This window comes from Streptomyces sp. NPDC107521 (assembly GCF_055598485.1).
Window position 1 is genome coordinate 154537 of record NZ_JBVKAT010000003.1, and the last position, 16231, is coordinate 170767.

Annotated in this window: 13 protein-coding genes; 7 read left to right on the forward strand and 6 right to left on the reverse strand. The window is 76.0% G+C overall.

Features of this window, described 5'->3' with window-relative positions:
* Positions 1–85: 85 nt before the first annotated feature.
* The gene (locus ACZ7LB_RS06715; protein WP_471465733.1) at positions 86–640 is read right to left on the reverse strand and encodes a GNAT family N-acetyltransferase; all 555 of its coding nucleotides are present in this window, start codon (positions 638–640) and stop codon (positions 86–88) included.
* Positions 641–856: 216 nt separating this feature from the next.
* On the opposite strand from ACZ7LB_RS06715, the gene ACZ7LB_RS06720 reads away from it, so the two are divergent.
* Together ACZ7LB_RS06720 and ACZ7LB_RS06725 are read left to right on the forward strand one after the other, a co-directional pair.
* Positions 857–1459 carry a hypothetical protein gene (locus ACZ7LB_RS06720; protein WP_471465735.1) on the forward strand — a complete coding sequence of 201 codons (603 nt, stop codon included), beginning with the start codon at positions 857–859 and terminating at the stop codon, positions 1457–1459.
* A gap of 127 nt (positions 1460–1586) precedes the next feature.
* Positions 1587–2435 carry an endonuclease I family protein gene (locus ACZ7LB_RS06725; protein ID WP_471465737.1) on the forward strand — a complete coding sequence of 283 codons (849 nt, stop codon included), beginning with the start codon at positions 1587–1589 and terminating at the stop codon, positions 2433–2435.
* A gap of 70 nt (positions 2436–2505) precedes the next feature.
* Here the strand turns inward: ACZ7LB_RS06725 and ACZ7LB_RS06730 are convergent, their stop codons facing one another.
* Both ACZ7LB_RS06730 and speB read right to left on the reverse strand, forming a co-directional pair.
* Positions 2506–4209, reverse strand: a complete 1704-nt coding sequence (locus ACZ7LB_RS06730; protein ID WP_471465738.1) for a thiamine pyrophosphate-binding protein — start codon at positions 4207–4209, stop codon at positions 2506–2508.
* Complete coding sequence (speB, locus tag ACZ7LB_RS06735; RefSeq protein WP_471465740.1) at positions 4206–5177, reverse strand: agmatinase; 972 nt, start codon at positions 5175–5177, stop codon at positions 4206–4208. Before speB ends, ACZ7LB_RS06730 begins: the two co-directional genes overlap by 4 nt.
* Positions 5178–5339: 162 nt before the next feature.
* Between speB and ACZ7LB_RS06740 the strand changes: the two genes are divergently transcribed.
* Together ACZ7LB_RS06740 and ACZ7LB_RS06745 are read left to right on the forward strand one after the other, a co-directional pair.
* Positions 5340–7286: a helix-turn-helix domain-containing protein gene (locus ACZ7LB_RS06740; RefSeq protein ID WP_471465741.1), complete on the forward strand. Its 1947-nt coding sequence runs from the start codon at positions 5340–5342 to the stop codon at positions 7284–7286.
* Between the two features lie 83 nt (positions 7287–7369).
* Positions 7370–8161: a phosphatase gene (locus ACZ7LB_RS06745; protein ID WP_471465743.1), complete on the forward strand. Its 792-nt coding sequence runs from the start codon at positions 7370–7372 to the stop codon at positions 8159–8161.
* Positions 8162–8172: 11 nt separating this feature from the next.
* Here ACZ7LB_RS06745 and ACZ7LB_RS06750 read toward each other — a convergent pair whose 3' ends face one another.
* The 3 genes from ACZ7LB_RS06750 to ACZ7LB_RS06760 all read right to left on the reverse strand — a co-directional run bounded on the left by ACZ7LB_RS06750 (position 8173) and on the right by ACZ7LB_RS06760 (position 11376).
* On the reverse strand, positions 8173–9171 hold the full coding sequence (locus tag ACZ7LB_RS06750; RefSeq protein WP_471465744.1) for a cation diffusion facilitator family transporter: 999 nt from the start codon (positions 9169–9171) through the stop codon (positions 8173–8175).
* Positions 9172–9326: 155 nt separating this feature from the next.
* Positions 9327–10484: an acyl-CoA dehydrogenase family protein gene (locus ACZ7LB_RS06755; RefSeq protein WP_471465746.1), complete on the reverse strand. Its 1158-nt coding sequence runs from the start codon at positions 10482–10484 to the stop codon at positions 9327–9329.
* 262 nt (positions 10485–10746) lie between these two features.
* The gene (locus ACZ7LB_RS06760) at positions 10747–11376 is read right to left on the reverse strand and encodes an SACE_7040 family transcriptional regulator (RefSeq protein ID WP_471465748.1); all 630 of its coding nucleotides are present in this window, start codon (positions 11374–11376) and stop codon (positions 10747–10749) included.
* A 96-nt stretch (positions 11377–11472) separates the two neighbouring features.
* Here ACZ7LB_RS06760 and ACZ7LB_RS06765 point away from each other — a divergent pair, with 96 nt between their 5' ends.
* Genes ACZ7LB_RS06765 through ACZ7LB_RS06775 form a run of 3 tightly spaced genes read left to right on the forward strand, consistent with a single transcriptional unit; the run spans position 11473 to position 16228 of the window.
* A complete protein-coding gene (locus tag ACZ7LB_RS06765) occupies positions 11473–13089 on the forward strand; it encodes a carboxyl transferase domain-containing protein (RefSeq protein ID WP_471465750.1) in 1617 nt (538 codons plus the stop codon).
* 32 nt (positions 13090–13121) lie between these two features.
* Entirely contained in the window at positions 13122–15272 is a 2151-nt protein-coding gene (locus tag ACZ7LB_RS06770) for an acetyl/propionyl/methylcrotonyl-CoA carboxylase subunit alpha (RefSeq protein ID WP_471466059.1), read from the forward strand.
* The gene (locus ACZ7LB_RS06775) at positions 15269–16228 is read left to right on the forward strand and encodes a hydroxymethylglutaryl-CoA lyase (RefSeq protein ID WP_471465752.1); all 960 of its coding nucleotides are present in this window, start codon (positions 15269–15271) and stop codon (positions 16226–16228) included. The genes ACZ7LB_RS06770 and ACZ7LB_RS06775 overlap by 4 nt, the downstream gene beginning before the upstream one ends.
* Positions 16229–16231 lie beyond the last annotated feature (3 nt).

Consider the following 16231-nt stretch of genomic DNA (forward strand, 5'->3'; position numbering starts at 1 on the left):
TGCTCTTCCGCAAGGCTGCAACACCCGCGACCGGCCGTTTCATCCCGCTGTAACAATTCGCGGCGGTGTGACGGGGGCCGGGGCGTCAGGGCAGGAGGCTCCGCCGCCATCGTGTCTCGCCGTCGTGCAGTTCGCCGGTGGGGGTGAGCCCGGCGGCCGTGGCGACGGCGGCGGAGGCGTGGTGTCCGGGGTGGATGTGGGCGACGACGGTGTGCACGAGCCGGTCGGTGTGCGCGGACCGGTCGGTGTGCGCGGACCGGGTGCCGAGCCGGGCGACGAGCGCCCCGGCCGCCTCGGTGGCGATGCCCCGGCCCTGCCACGGGGTCCCCACCACCCAGGCGATCTCCGCCGCGGAGCCGTGGCCCGAGGGGGTGACCGTCGCCTGGACGGTGCCCACCAGGCAGGACTCGTCACGGAGCCGGATCACCCAGTTCAGCCAGGAGACGTCCGGGTCGGGAGAGCCCGCGGTGAGGCGCCGGAAGCGCGAGCGCAGGGCCTCCGGGGTGGCGGGGGTGCCGCCGATGAAGGTGTGCAGGTCCGGATCGGACAGCACCTCGGCCATCTCCTCGGCGTGGTCGACCCGCAGGGGCAGGAGGTCCAGTCGGCCGGTGGCGATGGCCCGTGCCGGGAAGGCGCTCACACCGCCGCCGTTCCGGGACGCCGGTCCCCTCGGAGCCGTGCCCGGCGTCCGGGGCACGGCGGGGGGATCCCCGCGGTGTCCGCGTGGGCCGGGTCCCCCATGGGTGGTGATTTTTCGGTGGACACTCGTGGCACATTCGTTCATCAGCCGCTCATTTGAGTGACGCATGGGCATTTCGCCTCCATTTGCTCACGCATTTTTGTCCAGCATGGGCCCATGACCCCTGGAGACCTCCGGAACCCCCATGGCACCGGCCACGTGATCGGTACGGTGCGCGCGCTGATGCGCGCCGAGGGCCTGCGGGTGTCCCTGGCGGCCGTCGCCCGCGCCTCCGGGACCTCGCGCGGGTTCCTCTACGCCAACTGGACGTCGGCCTCCGCGCTGCACGTCCGGGCGCTCCGGGCCGAACTCGACCAGGTCTTCGACACCGCGCGCCGCACCCGCCCCTCCGACGGCACCGTGCCGGGGATCGTCTCCCATCTGACGGAGGCCGTGCGGCTGGTCCGCCGCCATCCGACGACGGCGGCGATCGCCCGCAGCGACCCCGCGGCGCTCCTGTCCTCCCACACGGCGCTCGACGGCCCCGTCCTGCGGACCGCGGCCGGGCTGATCGGCGACCTGCTGCACCCCCTCGCGCCGCACGGCGGTGTCTGGAGCGACCCCCGGCTGGACTCCAGGCCGTGGAAGCTGCTGTGGATCGCCCGGCCCGCGGCCCTGTGCCCCGGGGCCGTCGGCGACCCCGCGCGGGAGGAGGCGCTCGACGGCCTCTTCGGGGAACTGGCGCTCGACCTGCTCGCCCCCTGGGCCGGCCGGGAGTAGTCCGGCACGCACCGCCGGACATCGGCCAAGTCGTCACGCAATCATCACCGTCCGTACATCACCGTGCCAGCATGTCCATGTCACGATCCCGATATCGCAGTCAACTCGCGTAGATCGGACACCCCACATGCTCGCGATACGCACAGTCAAGGGCTCGCACCGCCGGCCGGTCAGGGCGTTCGGCACGGCGGCCGTGCTCGCCGGTCTCCTCGCCACTCCCCTGGCCACCGCTCCCGCCACGGCCGCCGCCCCGACCGCACCGGCCGCCACGACGACCACCACGGCGTCCTACGACGACACGTACTACAAGGACGCGATCGGAAAGACCGGCGCCGGTCTCAGGTCCTCGCTCCACACGATCATCGGCTCCCAGACGAAGCTGTCGTACGCGGCGGTCTGGAACGCCCTCAAGGACACCGACCAGGACCCGGCCAACAGCGGCAACGTGATCCTCCTCTACTCGGGCGTCTCGCGCAGCAAGTCCCTCAACGGCGGAGCGAGCGGGGACTGGAACCGCGAGCACGTGTGGGCCAAGTCCCACGGCGACTTCGGCACCTCCACGGGCCCGGGCACCGACCTGCACCATCTGCGTCCCGAGGACGTCCAGGTCAACGGCGCCCGCGGGAACAAGGACTTCGACAACGGCGGCAGCGCCGTGGCGAACGGCGGGGGCAGCCGTACCGACGCCGACTCCTTCGAGCCCCGTGACGCCGTGAAGGGGGACGTGGCCCGCATGATCTTCTACATGGCGGTCCGCTACGAGGGGGACGACGGCAGGCCCGACCTGGAGGTCAACGGGCAGGTCGGCAACGGCAGCAACCCGTACATGGGGCGGCTGGACGTGCTCAGGGCGTGGAACGAGCTGGACCCGCCGGACGCCTTCGAGAAGCGCCGCAACCAGGTCATCTACGACTCCTACCAGCACAACCGCAACCCGTTCGTCGACCACCCCGAGTGGGTGGGGGCGATCTGGTAGCGGCGGGGACGCTGCCGCCCGTGCCACGCGTCCCGCCCGGGCGGCTCCGCCACCGGCACGGCCCGGGAGGTCACTCCCGGCGCGCGGGAACCGGCGTCCGCAGGGCGACGGGCAGCACGACCACCGAGGGGCCCGGTGCCGCCAGGGCGGTCGCGAGGTCGGCTCCCAGGCGCTCGGGTGCCGTGCGCACCGCGGGCACGCCGAAGGACTCCGCCAGCGCCGCGAAGTCGGGGCCGGGGGGTTCCGGCGCGGCCGGGTGTCCGCCGGCGTCCGCCGCCCCGGGGCCGGGGGCGTCCGCCGCCCCGGGGCGGGGGGCGTCCGGACCGTCGTCGACGATGAGCCAGGTGACGTCGAGGCCGTACCGGCGCGCGGTGGCGAGTTCGGCGACGGAGTACAGGGCGCCGTCGTCGCCGGAGACGGCCAGGACGGGGCGGGTGGGGTCGGCCGCGGCGGCGCCGAGGGCGGCGGGGAGGGCGTGACCGGGGCCGCCGGCGCCCTGGGCCGTGTGCAGGGTGTCGGCGCCGCGGGGGTCGAAGCCGGAGCGGGCCCGGTCGGTCAGCGGCGTCACGTCCCAGAAGGAGGGGGCACCGGACGGGAGGGCGTCGCGGACGGCCGCGAGCACCTCCCGCTCCGGGGCGGGGTCCTGGGCGGCCGGGAGGACGCGGACCGCGTCGAGCACGGCGCGCACACGGTCGGGGGCCGCGGGATCGTCGCGTTCGCCGACGGCCTCCAGGAGGGCCTGGAGGGCGAGCCGGGCGTCGGCGTGGATGCCGAGGGCGGGATGGTGGGACTCCAGCTTGCCGGGGTCGGCCTCGATCTGGACGAGGCGCCCGCACGGGGTGAACCCGTGGTGGCCGCGGAAGGGTCCGCCGAGGCCGGAGCCGACGACCAGAAGGACGTCGGCGTCCTCCAGGAACTCCGCGGTGGGGCGGTCGTCCGCCCATGACCGCAGGGACAGGGGGTGGGTCCACGGGAAGGCGCCCGCGCCGCCCGGGGTGGTGACGACGGGGGCGCGGAGGCGCTCGGCCAGCCGCCGCAGCTTGCCGGAGGCGTCGGCCCGCAGGACGCCGCCCCCGGCGATGATCGCGGGGCGGGCGGCGTGGGTGAGCAGGTGGGCGGCGGCCGCGACGAGTTCCCCGCGCGGGGGCAGTTCGCCGGGGGTCGCGTCGGCCGCCGTCATCACGGGCAGGGTCGTCGGGGCGAGCAGGACGTCCGGCGGGATCTCCACCCGGACGGGGCCGTGCGGGGCGGTGAGCGCGGAGCGCCAGGCGTCGGTGACGGCGGACGGGATCTGGGAGGCGGCGCGGACGGTGTGGACGGACTTCACGACGCCGTGGAAGGAGGTGTCCCCGCCGGGCGGGGTGCGCGGCACACCGTGGTGTCCGCCGCCCGCGCCGGAGGGGGTCCGGACGCTGATCGCGAGCACCGGCGCCGAGGCCGCCGCGGCCTCCTGGAGCGCGGGGAGGGACATCAGCGCGCCGGGCCCGGCGGGGAGCAGCAGGGGCGCCGCCTCGCCGGTGAGACGGCCGTGGGCGCCGGCGGCGAACCCGGCGCCGTACTCCGTGCGCAGGGCGACGAGGCGCAGTCCGCAGCGGCGCAGGGCATCGGCCGTGGCCGGCTCGTCGCGGCCGGGCGCGCCGAAGACGGTGGTGGCGCCGAGCGCGGCCAGGGTCTCCACGACGAGGTCCGCGCCGGTGCGGCCGGGGGGCGGGGCGGGCGCGGCCCCGGTCCGGGCGGCGGTGGGGCGCGGGACCCGGTCGTGGTGGTGGGTCACCGCGCGCTCTTCTCCAGGGCGACGCGGCGGGACATGAGGGTGGTCAGTTCGTAGGCGGTGTGGGAGGCGGCCACCGCGGTGATCTCGGCGTGGTCGTAGGCGGGGGCCACCTCGACGATGTCGGCGGAGACCACGTTGCAGGAGGAGAGTCCGCGCAGGATCTCCAGCAGTTCGCGGGAGGTCATGCCGCCCGCCTCGGGGGTGCCGGTGCCGGGGGCGTGGGCGGGGTCGAGGCAGTCGATGTCGATGGAGATGTAGAGGGGGCGGTCGCCGACGCGCTGGCGGAGCTGGTCGGCGACCTCGTCGGCGCCGCGCCGGTAGACGTCGGCGGAGGTGACGATGCCGAAGCCCATCTTCTCGTCGTCGGTGAGGTCCTGCTTGCCGTAGAGGGGACCGCGGGTGCCGACGTGGGAGAGGGCGGAGGTGTCGAGGATGCCCTCCTCGACCGCGCGGCGGAAGGGCGTGCCGTGGGTGTACTCGGCGCCGAAGTAGGTGTCCCAGGTGTCGAGGTGGGCGTCGAAGTGGAGCAGGGCGACGGGGCCGTGCTTCCTGGCGACGGAGCGCAGCAGCGGCAGGGCGATGGTGTGGTCGCCGCCGAGGGTCATCAGGCGGGCGCCGGTGCCGAGGAGGTCGTCGGCGGCGGCCTCGACGGTCTCGACGGCCTCGTGGATGTCGAAGGGGTTGACGGCGATGTCGCCGCCGTCCGCGACCTGGGCGAGGGCGAAGGGGGAGGCGTCCTGGGCCGGGTTGTAGGGGCGCAGGAGGCGGGAGGCCTCGCGGACGGCGTTGCCGCCGAAGCGGGCGCCGGGCCGGTAGGAGACGCCGGAGTCGAAGGGGACGCCCACGACGGCGATGTCGGCGGTGCCGACCTCGTCCAGGCGGGGCAGCCGGGCGAAGGTGGCGGGGCCGGCGTAGCGCGGGACGCGGGAGGAGTCGACGGGGCCGCGGGGGGTCTCGTGGGGGGTCATGCGCTGCCTTCCTTCTGACGCTTCGCCGTGTGTGTCCTGCTGCCGTGCGGCCTCGGCGGTGGCCGCAACGGCGGTTCCGGACCGACCCTAGGCGGCCGGGCGGGGGCCGCGAAATGTATGTTTCCTCCACCATTCACCAGCGTACGGGAGGAATCATCCATCATGTCGGCATCGGCCGGGCCGCAGGGTCCTCCCGCCTCCCCGGTGTCCCTGGCGGACCTGCTGGCCCGTGACGAGCTGGGGCTGCGGCGGCTCGCCGGGCCGCCGGCCGCGGGGGTGGCGCTGCACGGGGCGCACGCCTCCGAGATGGCCGACCCCGGCCCGTACCTGCTGGGCGGGGAGCTGCTGCTGACGGCCGGTGCCTGGGTGCCGTCGGCGGGGGACGCGGGGGCGTCCTGCGCGCGGTACGTGGCCCGGGTGGTCGCGGCGGGCGGGGCGGCGCTCGGCTTCGGGGTGACCCCGGTGCACGACGGGGTGCCGGAGGCGCTGGTGGCGGCCTGTGCGGAGCGGGGGCTGCCGCTGGTGGAGGTGCCGCCGGGGACGACGTTCTCGGGGGTGGCGCGCGCGGTGGGACGGCTGATGACCCGGGCCGGGCTGGCGGAGGTGCGCCGGGTCGCGGAGGCGCAGCGGAGCCTGGCCGCCGCGGCGTCGCGGCCGGATCCGGTGTCCGCGGTACTGCGGCGTCTCGCGTCGCTCCTGGACGGCCGGACCGTCCTGTACTCCCCGGACGGCGTGCCGCTGGCCTCGGCGGGGCGCGGCCCGGGTCCGGAGGCCGGGGCGGGCGGCGCGGGCGGCGCCCGGCGGCCCGGGCGGGCGGCGGACGAGACGGAGACGGAGACGGAGGAAACGTCCGGGACGGGGGACGCGGCGGGCCGGACCGCCGGGCGGTCCGGGCCCCCGGAGGCTTCCGTCCCGGCGTCCGAAGGGGCCCGGGACGGCGGAGCGGACGGAGGCGGCGGGGCAAACGGGGACGGCGGGGACGGCGGGGACGCCGTGGGGCGCGCGCTGGCGGCGCTGGTGCGGCGGGTGGCCGACGGGGCGGTGTCGACCGCGGCCGACGGGGCGGCGGGCGCGCGGCTCGCCGCGTACGGGCTCGGCGCGGGGCAGGGGGGCGTGCTCGGGGTCGTGGTGCCGGGGCGGGGGGCGGGGTCCGTGGCGGCTCCGCGGCGGGAGCCGGGGGACCACGCGCTCGCCTCGGTCGCCGCCGTCCTGCTCTCCCTGCTGACCGGACCGGCGGGCGAGCGGTTCGGCGGGGCGGGCGGGGCCTCGTCGTCGGCGCTGGTGCGGCTGCTGCTGGGGGCGCGGCCCGAGGAGGTGGCGCCGCTGCTCGACGGCGGGGCGGACGGGGACTGGTACGTGGTGCACGCCCGTTCCGACGCGGGGGACGCGGGCCCGGTGCCGGCGGCGGCGCTGGGGGCCGCCCTGGGGACGTCGCTGGTGGACCGGGCCGGTGAGGTCGTACGGCTGCTGGTCCCGGCCCGCGGGTCCGGACGGCAGGGCACGGCCGCCGCCCGGGGCACCGGGGACACCGTGGAGCCCGACCCGTCCGGCACCACCGCGGCCTCCGGCACCACCGCCCCCTCCGCGCCGTCCGGCACCTCCGCCCCCTCCGGCACCACCCCGCCGCCCGGCACGCCGCCCGCGCCCTCCGGCACCACCGGCACCACCGGCACGGCCGCCGCTCACGGTGCTCCCGAGGGGCCGTCCGCCCAGCCGGGCTGGACGCTGGGCGTCAGCGCGCCCGTGGCGGCGCGGGACTGGGCGGCGGGCGACGTGCAGGCCGGGCGGGCACTGGCACGGGCGAGGGCCGGGCGGACGGCGGTGGTGCGGCACACCGGGCGGACCGGTCTGGCCGGGCTGGTCCCGGACGACGAGGCGGAGGCGTACGCCCGCGCGCTGCTCGCCCCGCTGGAGGCGTTCCCCACGCTGGTGGAGACGCTGCGCGCCTGGCTGTCGCTGCACGGGAGCTGGGACCGCACGGCCGTGGCCCTGTCCGTGCACCGCAACACCGTGCGGCAGCGCGTGGCCCGCTGCGCGGTGCTGCTCGGCGCGGACCTGGACGACATGGACGTCCGTACGGAGCTGTGGTTCGCGCTGCGCCGGCGGTGAGCGGGGCGCCGGGCCGGGCGGGCGCCCGTCACGGCCTGTGGCATGCCCGGGACTCGCGCGGCCCGCTGCCCCACAATGGAGCCATGCCGATACCCGGGACACCCAGCCGCGCCGAACTCACCGAGCACCTCGTCAGAACACGTATCGCGGGCGACGTCGCCACTCCCCGCGAGAACAACCTCGACCATTACCGCAGGCTGGCGAACGGCGACCGCAACTTCTGGTTCGGCCTGGAGCTGGGCGGGCGCTGGAGCGACGAGCAGGACGTGCTCGCCGTGATGGCGGAGCGGGTCGGTGTCAACGACGACCCGGAGTACCGGTACGGGCAGGACACCATCGACCCGGAGCTGACCGTGGCCGCCCTGGAGCGGATGGCGGCGCGGCTGCGCAAGGCGGCGGACGGCGGGCAGCGGGTGCTGTTCGCCACCGGGCACCCGGGCGGGCTGCTGGACGTGCACCGGGCGACGGCGGCGGCGCTGCGGGCGGCCGGCTGCGAGATCGTGGTGATCCCGGAGGGGCTGACGACGGAGGAGGGATACGTGCAGCAGTTCGCGGACGTGGCGGTGCTGGAGCACGGCGCCTCGCTGTGGCACACCCACTCCGGCGGCCCGATGAAGGCCGTGCTGACGGGGCTTGAGCGGGCCGGGCGCCCGCTGCCGGACCTGGTGGTCGCCGACCACGGCTGGGCCGGGTACGCGGCCCAGCACGGCGTCGACTCCGTCGGCTACGCGGACTGCAACGACCCGGCGCTGTTCGTGGCCGAGTCGGAGGGCACCCTCCAGGTGGCGGTGCCGCTGGACGACCACGTGGTGAGCCCCCGCCACTACGACCCGATGACGGCGTTCCTGCTGACGGAGGCGGGGCTCGGGGCGTAGTCCCGGGCCGGTCAGGGCCAGGGGTTGAGCCCCTCCGAGCGGCGCTGCGCGAAGCCGGGCGTCGGGTCGAGGTAGACCCGGCGCACGAAGGGGAACTCCTCGCGCAGCCGCTGCTCCGCCCGTTCGCAGGCCCATTCGATCTGGGCGGCGGTGGAGGCGTCGCGGAAGTCGACCTTGGCGGCGACGAGCGCCTCCCGGGGGCCCTGCACCAGCGTGGTGAGTTCGAGTACGGCCTCGATGTGCTCCGTGGCGGTCAGCAGGGCCCGGACACGGTCCCGTACGGGGCGCGGCAGGGCGCGGCCGATGAGGAACCCGGCGTTGGACCGGCCGAGCACCCAGGCGACGCGCAGGAGCAGGGCGCCGATGCAGAGGGAGGCGACGCCGTCCCAGGTGCCGGAGCCGGTGAGCTGCCCGCCGAGCAGGCCGCCGGCGGCGAGGAGCAGTCCGGCGAGGGCGGCGGAGTCCTCCAGGACGACGGCCTTGACGGCGGTGTCGGGGGTGCGCCGCAGATAGCCGCGGACGGGCAGCCGGTGGCGGCGGGCCTCGCCGCGCGCCTGCCGGAGCCCGGTGCGCAGCGAGAGCCCCTCCAGGAGGAGGGCGGCGGCGAGGACGAGGTAGGAGGCGAGGGGGTCGCCGGGGGTCCGGCGGTGGGTGAGGGCGTGGATCCCGTCGTAGAGGGCGAAGACGGCGCCGCCGACGAAGGTGGCGACGGCGGCGAGCAGGGCCCAGACGTAGCGTTCGGGGCCGTGGCCGAGGGGGTGCTCCTCGTCGGGCGGGCGGGTGCCGCGCCGCAGGGAGGCCAGCAGGAGGACCTCGGTGACGGTGTCGGCGACCGAGTGGGCGGCCTCGGCGAGCATGGCGCTGGACCCGCCGACGGCTCCGGCGACGGCCTTGGCCGCGGCGACGCCCAGGTTGGCGGCGGCGGCGACGAGCACGGTGCGGACGCTCTCGCCGTCCCCGCGGCCGGAGGCGCTCCCGCCGTCCCCGGCCGCGGCCGCTGGTTCGGTCATGCCGCCCAGTGTTCCCGAGGTCCGCGGGGGGCGCCCGCCCGGAGACGGACCGCGCCGGCCGGCGCCTGTTCGGCCGGGGGCCCGGGGCGGGCTCCCCCGTCCGGGACGGCGCCCGGGCGGGGAAGCCGCCGGGGTGGGCGCTCACGCCCCGCCGGTCACAGCCCCATGTCCTTGGCGATGATCATCTTCATGACCTCGCTGGTGCCGCCGTAGATGCGGTTGACGCGGTTGTCGGCGTACAGACGGGCGATGGGGTACTCGTTCATGTAGCCGTAGCCGCCGTGGAGCTGGAGGCAGCGGTCGATGACGCGGTGGGCGACCTCGGTGCAGAACAGCTTGGCCCCGGCGGCCTCGGCGGCGGTCAGTTCCCCGGCGTCGAGGGCCTCCAGGGCCCGGTCGGCGACGGCCTGGGCGGCGTCGACCTCGGCCTTGCAGGCGGCGAGCTCGAACTTGGTGTTCTGGAAGTCGGCGACGGTCCGGCCGAAGACGGTGCGCTCCCGCACGTACTCCTGGGTGAACCGGACGGCGGCGGCGGCCTGGGCGTAGGCGTTGAAGGCGATGCCCCAGCGCTCGGAGGGGAGGTTGGCGCCGAGGTAGTGGAAGCCCCGGTTCTCCTCCCCGAGGAGGTCCTCCACGGGGACCTTGACGTCGGTGAAGGCCAGTTCCGCGGTGTCGGAGGTGCGCAGGCCCAGCTTGTCGAGCTTGCGGCCGACGGAGTAGCCCTCGGAGCGGGTGTCCACGGCGAGCAGGGAGATGCCGTGGCGGCGGTCCTGGGAGGTGGGGGCGGCGGTGCGGGCGCAGACGATGACCCGGTCGGCGTGGACGCCGCCGGTGATGAAGGTCTTGGCGCCGTTGAGGACGTAGTGGGTGCCGTCCTCGGAGAGCCGGGCGGTGGACTTCATGCCGGCGAGGTCGGAGCCGGTGCCGGGCTCGGTCATCGCGATGGCCCACATCTCCTCGCCGGTGACGAACCGGGGCAGGAAGCGCCGCTTCTGCTCGTCGGTGGCGAGGGACTTGAGGTAGGGCAGGCCGAGCAGCACATGGACGCCGGAGCCGCCGAAGGAGACGCCCGCGCGGGCGGTCTCCTCGTACTGGACGGCCTCGAAGGTGTGGGAGTCGAGTCCGGCGCCGCCGTACTCCTCGGGCACGTTGATGCCGAAGAGGCCGAGTCCGGCGAGCCGGCGGTAGAACTCGCGGGGGACCTGGCCGGCGGCGAACCACGCGTCGTGGACGGGGACGACCTCGGCCTCGATGAAGGCGCGGAGGGTCTCCCGGAACGCCTCGTGGTCCTCGTTGAACACCGTACGGCGCACGGCGCCACCTCCCGGGTACGTGTCTAAGCGCTTGCTCAGACCCCACGGTACCGGCGGGTAGCACCAAAGGTCCAGGGCGGACGGGGCGCGACGACACCCTCCCCCCGGCGGACGCCGGACGCCGGACGCGGGACCCGGAACCCCGGACGCGGGACGCCGGACCGGGGACGCCCGGCGTGGGACCCCGGCGCGGGAACCGGGCGCAGGAACCGGGCGCAGGAACCGGGCGCGAGAACCGGACGCGGGGACGCCGGACGCGGGCTCAGTCCCCGGCCACCGCCGCGAACGCCCCCCGCGCCATCCGGTGCAGCAGCGCCGCCGTCGCCTCGCGCCCCGGCAGGGACCCGGAGCCGCCCAGGTGCGGGGTGGAGTTCAGCAGGCCGAAGACGGAGTGGACGGCGGACCGGGCGGACGGCTCGGCGACCTCCGGGTAGACCTCGCGGACCACCCCCACCCACAGCTCCACGTACTGCCGCTGGAGCTGGCGCACCAGCTTGCGGTCGGTGTCCCGGAGGCGGTCCAGCTCCCGGTCGTGCAGGGTGATGAGCGGACGGTCGTCGAGCGCGAAGTCGATGTGCCCCTCGATCAGCGAGTCGAGGACCTCCCCGGGTCCCGGCCGGGCGCCGGCGCCCGGGCCGGAGCCGGCCGCCCCCTCGGCCTCGGCCAGGCGCCGCTTCGCGCCGGTGAGGAGCTGACCGCTGATGCCGACCAGCAGTTCGGCGAGCATCGCGTCCTTGCCGGGGAAGTGGCGGTACAGGCCGGGGCCGCTGATGCCGACCGCGGCGCCTATCTCGTCCACCCCGACCCCGTGGAACCCGCGCTCGGCGAAGAGCCGCGCGGCCTCCTTGAGGATCTGCTCGCGGCGGGTCGGGGCGTCGGTTCTGGTGGCCATGGGTCCGATTCTAGACAGGGAGGTTAGCGCTCGTTAACCTGGGGGAAAGGGGTTAACGCTCATTAACGGGTGACCACTGGGTGAGGGGACCGCAGGATGCACGAGGCACCGGAGCTCACGAGCGCGGCCGATCCCGCGTCGGAGGCCTTTCGGGCCAACGAGGAGGCGCACCGCGTCCTCGTGGAGGAGCTGCGCGCCAGGCTCGCGACGGCCCGGCTCGGCGGCGGGGAGCGGGCGCGGGCCCGGCACACCGCGCGCGGCAAGCTGCTGCCGCGCGACCGCGTCGACACCCTGCTCGACCCGGGCTCGCCCTTCCTGGAGCTGGCGCCGCTCGCGGCCGACGGGCTGTACGACGGGCAGGCGCCGGCGGCGGGGGTGATCGCCGGGATCGGGCGGGTCGGCGGCCGTGAGTGCGTGATCGTCGCCAACGACGCCACGGTCAAGGGCGGCACCTACTACCCGATGACGGTGAAGAAGCACCTGCGGGCCCAGGAGGTGGCGCTGGAGAACCGGCTGCCGTGCCTCTACCTGGTGGACTCCGGGGGCGCGTTCCTGCCGATGCAGGACGAGGTGTTCCCGGACCGGGAGCACTTCGGGCGGATCTTCTACAACCAGGCCCGGATGTCGGGCGCCGGGATCGCGCAGATCGCCGCGGTCCTCGGCTCCTGCACGGCGGGCGGCGCGTACGTCCCGGCGATGAGCGACGAGGCGGTGATCGTCCGCGGCCAGGGGACGATCTTCCTGGGCGGTCCGCCGCTGGTGAAGGCGGCCACCGGCGAGGTGGTGACGGCCGAGGAGCTGGGCGGCGGCGAGGTGCACTCCCGGGTCTCGGGCGTCACCGACCACCTCGCGGAGGACGACGCGCACGCCCTGCGCATCGTGCGGAACATCGTGGGCACGCTGCCCGCGCGCGGGGCGCTGCCCTGGGAGGTGCGGCCCGCCGCCCCGCCGAAGGCCGACCCGCAGGGGCTGTACGGGGTGGTGCCGGTGGACTCGCGCACCCCCTACGACGTGCGGGAGGTCATCGCGCGGGTGGTGGACGGCTCGCGGTTCGCGGAGTTCAAGGCGGAGTTCGGGCAGACCCTCGTCACCGGTTTCGCCCGGATCCACGGCCATCCGGTCGGCATCGTCGCCAACAACGGCATCCTGTTCTCCGAGTCGGCCCAGAAGGGCGCGCACTTCGTGGAGCTGTGCGACCAGCGCGGCATCCCGCTGGTGTTCCTGCAGAACATCTCGGGCTTCATGGTGGGCCGGGACTACGAGGCGGGCGGCATCGCCAAGCACGGCGCCAAGATGGTGACGGCGGTGGCCTGCACCCGGGTGCCGAAGCTGACGGTGGTGGTCGGCGGGTCGTACGGGGCGGGCAACTACTCGATGTGCGGGCGGGCGTACTCGCCCCGGTTCCTGTGGATGTGGCCCAACGCCAAGATCTCCGTGATGGGCGGCGAGCAGGCGGCGTCCGTGCTGGCCACGGTGAAGCGGGACCAGTTGGAGGGCCGGGGCGAGGAGTGGCCCGCGGAGGCGGAGGAGGCGTTCAGGGCGCCGGTCCGCGCCCAGTACGAGCGCCAGGGCAGCGCCTACTACGCGACCGCCCGGCTGTGGGACGACGGGATCATCGAGCCCGCCGACACCCGCCGGGTGCTGGGCCTGGCCCTGACCGCCTGTGCCAACGCGCCGCTGGGCGACCCCCAGTTCGGCGTCTTCCGGATGTGAGGAGGGGACCCATGGGACACCCGAGCGGTCCGATGTTCGACACGGTGCTCGTCGCCAACCGCGGCGAGATCGCCGTGCGTGTGATCAGGACGCTGCGCGCGATGGGCGTGCGCTCGGTGGCGGTCTTCTCCGACGCCGACGCGGACGCCCGGCATGTGCGGGAGGCCGACACCGCGGTGCGGATCGGCCCGCCCGCGGCGGCGGAGAGCTATCTGCGCGCCGACCGGCTGCTGGAGGCCGCCGCCCGGACCGGGGCGCGGGCCGTGCACCCGGGGTACGGCTTCCTGGCGGAGAACGCGGACTTCGCGCGGGCCTGCGAGGAGGCGGGGCTCGCCTTCATCGGCCCGCCGGCCGCGGCCATCGCCCTGATGGGCGACAAGATCCGGGCCAAGGAGACGGTGCGGGCGGCCGGGGTGCCGGTGGTGCCCGGCTCCAGCGGCAGCGGCCTGAGCGACGCCGAACTGGCGGACGCGGCCCGGGAGATCGGGATGCCGGTGCTGCTGAAGCCGTCGGCGGGCGGCGGCGGCAAGGGCATGCGGCTGGTGCGGGACGCCGCCGCGCTCGGCGACGAGATCGCCGCGGCCCGCCGCGAGGCCCGCGCCTCCTTCGGCGACGACACGCTGCTCGTCGAGCGGTGGATCGACCGGCCCCGGCACATCGAGATCCAGGTCCTCGCGGACGGCCACGGCGGGGTGGTGCACCTGGGCGAGCGCGAGTGCTCGCTCCAGCGCCGGCACCAGAAGCTCGTCGAGGAGGCGCCCAGCGTGCTCCTGGACCCGGCGACCCGGGAGGCGATGGGCGGGGCGGCGGTGCAGGCGGCCCGCTCCTGCGGCTACCGGGGCGCGGGCACGGTGGAGTTCATCGTGCCGGGCGGCGACCCGTCCCGGTACTACTTCATGGAGATGAACACCCGCCTCCAGGTCGAGCACCCGGTGACGGAGCTGGTCACGGGCCTGGACCTGGTGGAGTGGCAGCTCCGGGTGGCGGCGGGCGAGCCGCTCGGGTTCGCCCAGGAGGACGTCCGGCTGACCGGGCACGCGGTCGAGGCGCGGCTGTGCGCGGAGACGGTGTCGGTGCGCGAGGGCGCCCGCGGCTTCCTGCCGTCCGGCGGCACGGTGCTGCGGCTGAGCGAGCCGCGGGGCGAGGGGGTGCGCACCGACTCGGGACTGAGCGAGGGCACCGAGGTCGGCAGCCTCTACGACCCGATGCTGTCCAAGGTGATCGCCCACGGCCCCGACCGGGCGACCGCGCTGCGCAGGCTGCGGGCGGCGCTGGCGCACACGGTGACGCTGGGCGTGCCGACCAACGCCGGGTTCCTGCGGCGGCTGCTCGCCCATCCGGCGGTGGTGGCGGGCGAGCTGGACACGGGGCTCGTCGAGCGGGACGTGGACGCGCTGGTGCCGGACGGGGTCCCCGAGGAGGTGTACGCGGCGGCGGCCCTGCTGCGCCGGCGGGCGGCGGCGGGCGCCGGGGAGGCGGGCGGCTGGGCCGATCCGTTCGCCGCCGGGGACGGCTGGCGGCTGGGCGCGGAGCCGGCGTGGACGGCGCACCCGCTGCGGGTGCCGGGCCGCGACCCGGTCACCGTGCGGGTGCGCCGGACCCGGGACGGGGGCCTGGAGGTGCTGCCCGACGGCGCGCCGGAGCCGCTGAGCGCGTCGGAGATCACCCCGCTGCCCGGCGGCGGCGAGTACGTCTTCCGGCTCGACGGCGTGGCCCACACCTTCGCGGCGCTGCCGGACGGCACCTGGCTCGCCCGGGACGGCGACTCCTGGGAGGTGCGCGACCACGATCCGGTCGCCGCGTCGCTCGGCCGGGCCGCCCACGCGGGCGCCGACTCGCTGACCGCGCCGATGCCGGGCACGGTGACGGTGGTGAAGGTCGCCGTCGGCGACGAGGTCGCGGCGGGGCAGAGCCTGCTGGTGGTGGAGGCGATGAAGATGGAGCACGTGATCTCCGCGCCGCACGCCGGGACGGTCGCGGAGCTGGACGTGGCGCCGGGCACGACGGTGGCGATGGACCAGGTGCTGGCGGTCGTCGCCCCGGTGGCCGCGGCCGCCCCGGACGACGGCCCGGCGGGCCCGGCGGCGCAGGCGGACCCGGCGGCACGGGCCGTACCGGTGGCGCAGGCGGCACCGGCGCCGGAGGCGGCGTCCCCCGGCACCCCCGAGAAGGAGACGGCGTGAACGCCCCCGGGCTTGGCCTGCCCATGGCCGTGCCGGCCGAGGGCCTGCCCTCCCGCGTCCGCATCCACGAGGTCGGCGCCCGCGACGGCCTGCAGAACGAGAAGGCGGTGGTGCCGACGGCGGTGAAGGCGGAGTTCGTCCGCCGCCTGGCGGCGACGGGGCTGACGACCGTGGAGGCGACCAGCTTCGTGCACCCCCGCTGGGTGCCCCAGCTCGCCGACGCGGAGCAGCTCTTCCCCGAGATCGCGGAGCTGCCCGTCGAGCTGCCGGTGCTGGTGCCCAACGAGCGGGGCCTGGACCGGGCCCTGGCGCTCGGTGCCCGCCGGGTCGCGGTGTTCGCCAGCGCCACGGAGTCCTTCGCCAAGGCCAACCTCAACCGCACCGTGGACGAGGCGCTGGCCATGTTCGCGCCGGTGGTGGCGCGCGCCAGGGACGCCGGCGGCCATGTCCGGGGCTATCTGTCGATGTGCTTCGGCGACCCCTGGGAGGGTCCCGTCCCCGTCGGGCAGGTGGTGACGGTGTGCCGGGCCCTGCTGGACATGGGGTGCGACGAGCTGAGCCTCGGCGACACCATCGGCGTGGCCACCCCGGGCCATGTCTCCGCGCTGCTGACGGCGCTCGCCGGGGCCGGGGTCCCGGTGGAGCGGACCGCCGTCCACTTCCACGACACCTACGGGCAGGCGCTGTCCAACACCCTGACCGCGCTGCGGCACGGCGTCACCACCGTCGACGCCTCCGCGGGCGGCCTCGGCGGCTGCCCCTACGCCAAGTCCGCCACCGGCAATCTCGCCACCGAGGACCTCGTGTGGATGCTGCGCGGCCTCGGCATCGACACCGGGGTGGACCTCGGCCGTCTGGTCGCCACGAGCGTCTGGATGGCCGCCCACCTGGGACGGCCGAGCCCGTCCCGCACCGTTCGCGCCCTCGCCCGCGCCGACTCCCACAAGGAGCAGTGACGA

Coding starts and splice junctions, on each gene's coding strand:
- ACZ7LB_RS06770 (WP_471466059.1), top strand. CDS start 13,122: ATGTTCGACACGGTGCTCGTCGCCAACCGCGGCGAGATCGCCGTGCGT.
- ACZ7LB_RS06765 (WP_471465750.1), top strand. CDS start 11,473: ATGCACGAGGCACCGGAGCTCACGAGCGCGGCCGATCCCGCGTCGGAG.
- speB (WP_471465740.1), bottom strand. CDS start 5,177: ATGACCCCCCACGAGACCCCCCGCGGCCCCGTCGACTCCTCCCGCGTC.
- ACZ7LB_RS06725 (WP_471465737.1), top strand. CDS start 1,587: ATGCTCGCGATACGCACAGTCAAGGGCTCGCACCGCCGGCCGGTCAGG.
- ACZ7LB_RS06740 (WP_471465741.1), top strand. CDS start 5,340: ATGTCGGCATCGGCCGGGCCGCAGGGTCCTCCCGCCTCCCCGGTGTCC.
- ACZ7LB_RS06760 (WP_471465748.1), bottom strand. CDS start 11,376: ATGGCCACCAGAACCGACGCCCCGACCCGCCGCGAGCAGATCCTCAAG.
- ACZ7LB_RS06720 (WP_471465735.1), top strand. CDS start 857: ATGACCCCTGGAGACCTCCGGAACCCCCATGGCACCGGCCACGTGATC.
- ACZ7LB_RS06750 (WP_471465744.1), bottom strand. CDS start 9,171: ATGACCGAACCAGCGGCCGCGGCCGGGGACGGCGGGAGCGCCTCCGGC.
- ACZ7LB_RS06745 (WP_471465743.1), top strand. CDS start 7,370: ATGCCGATACCCGGGACACCCAGCCGCGCCGAACTCACCGAGCACCTC.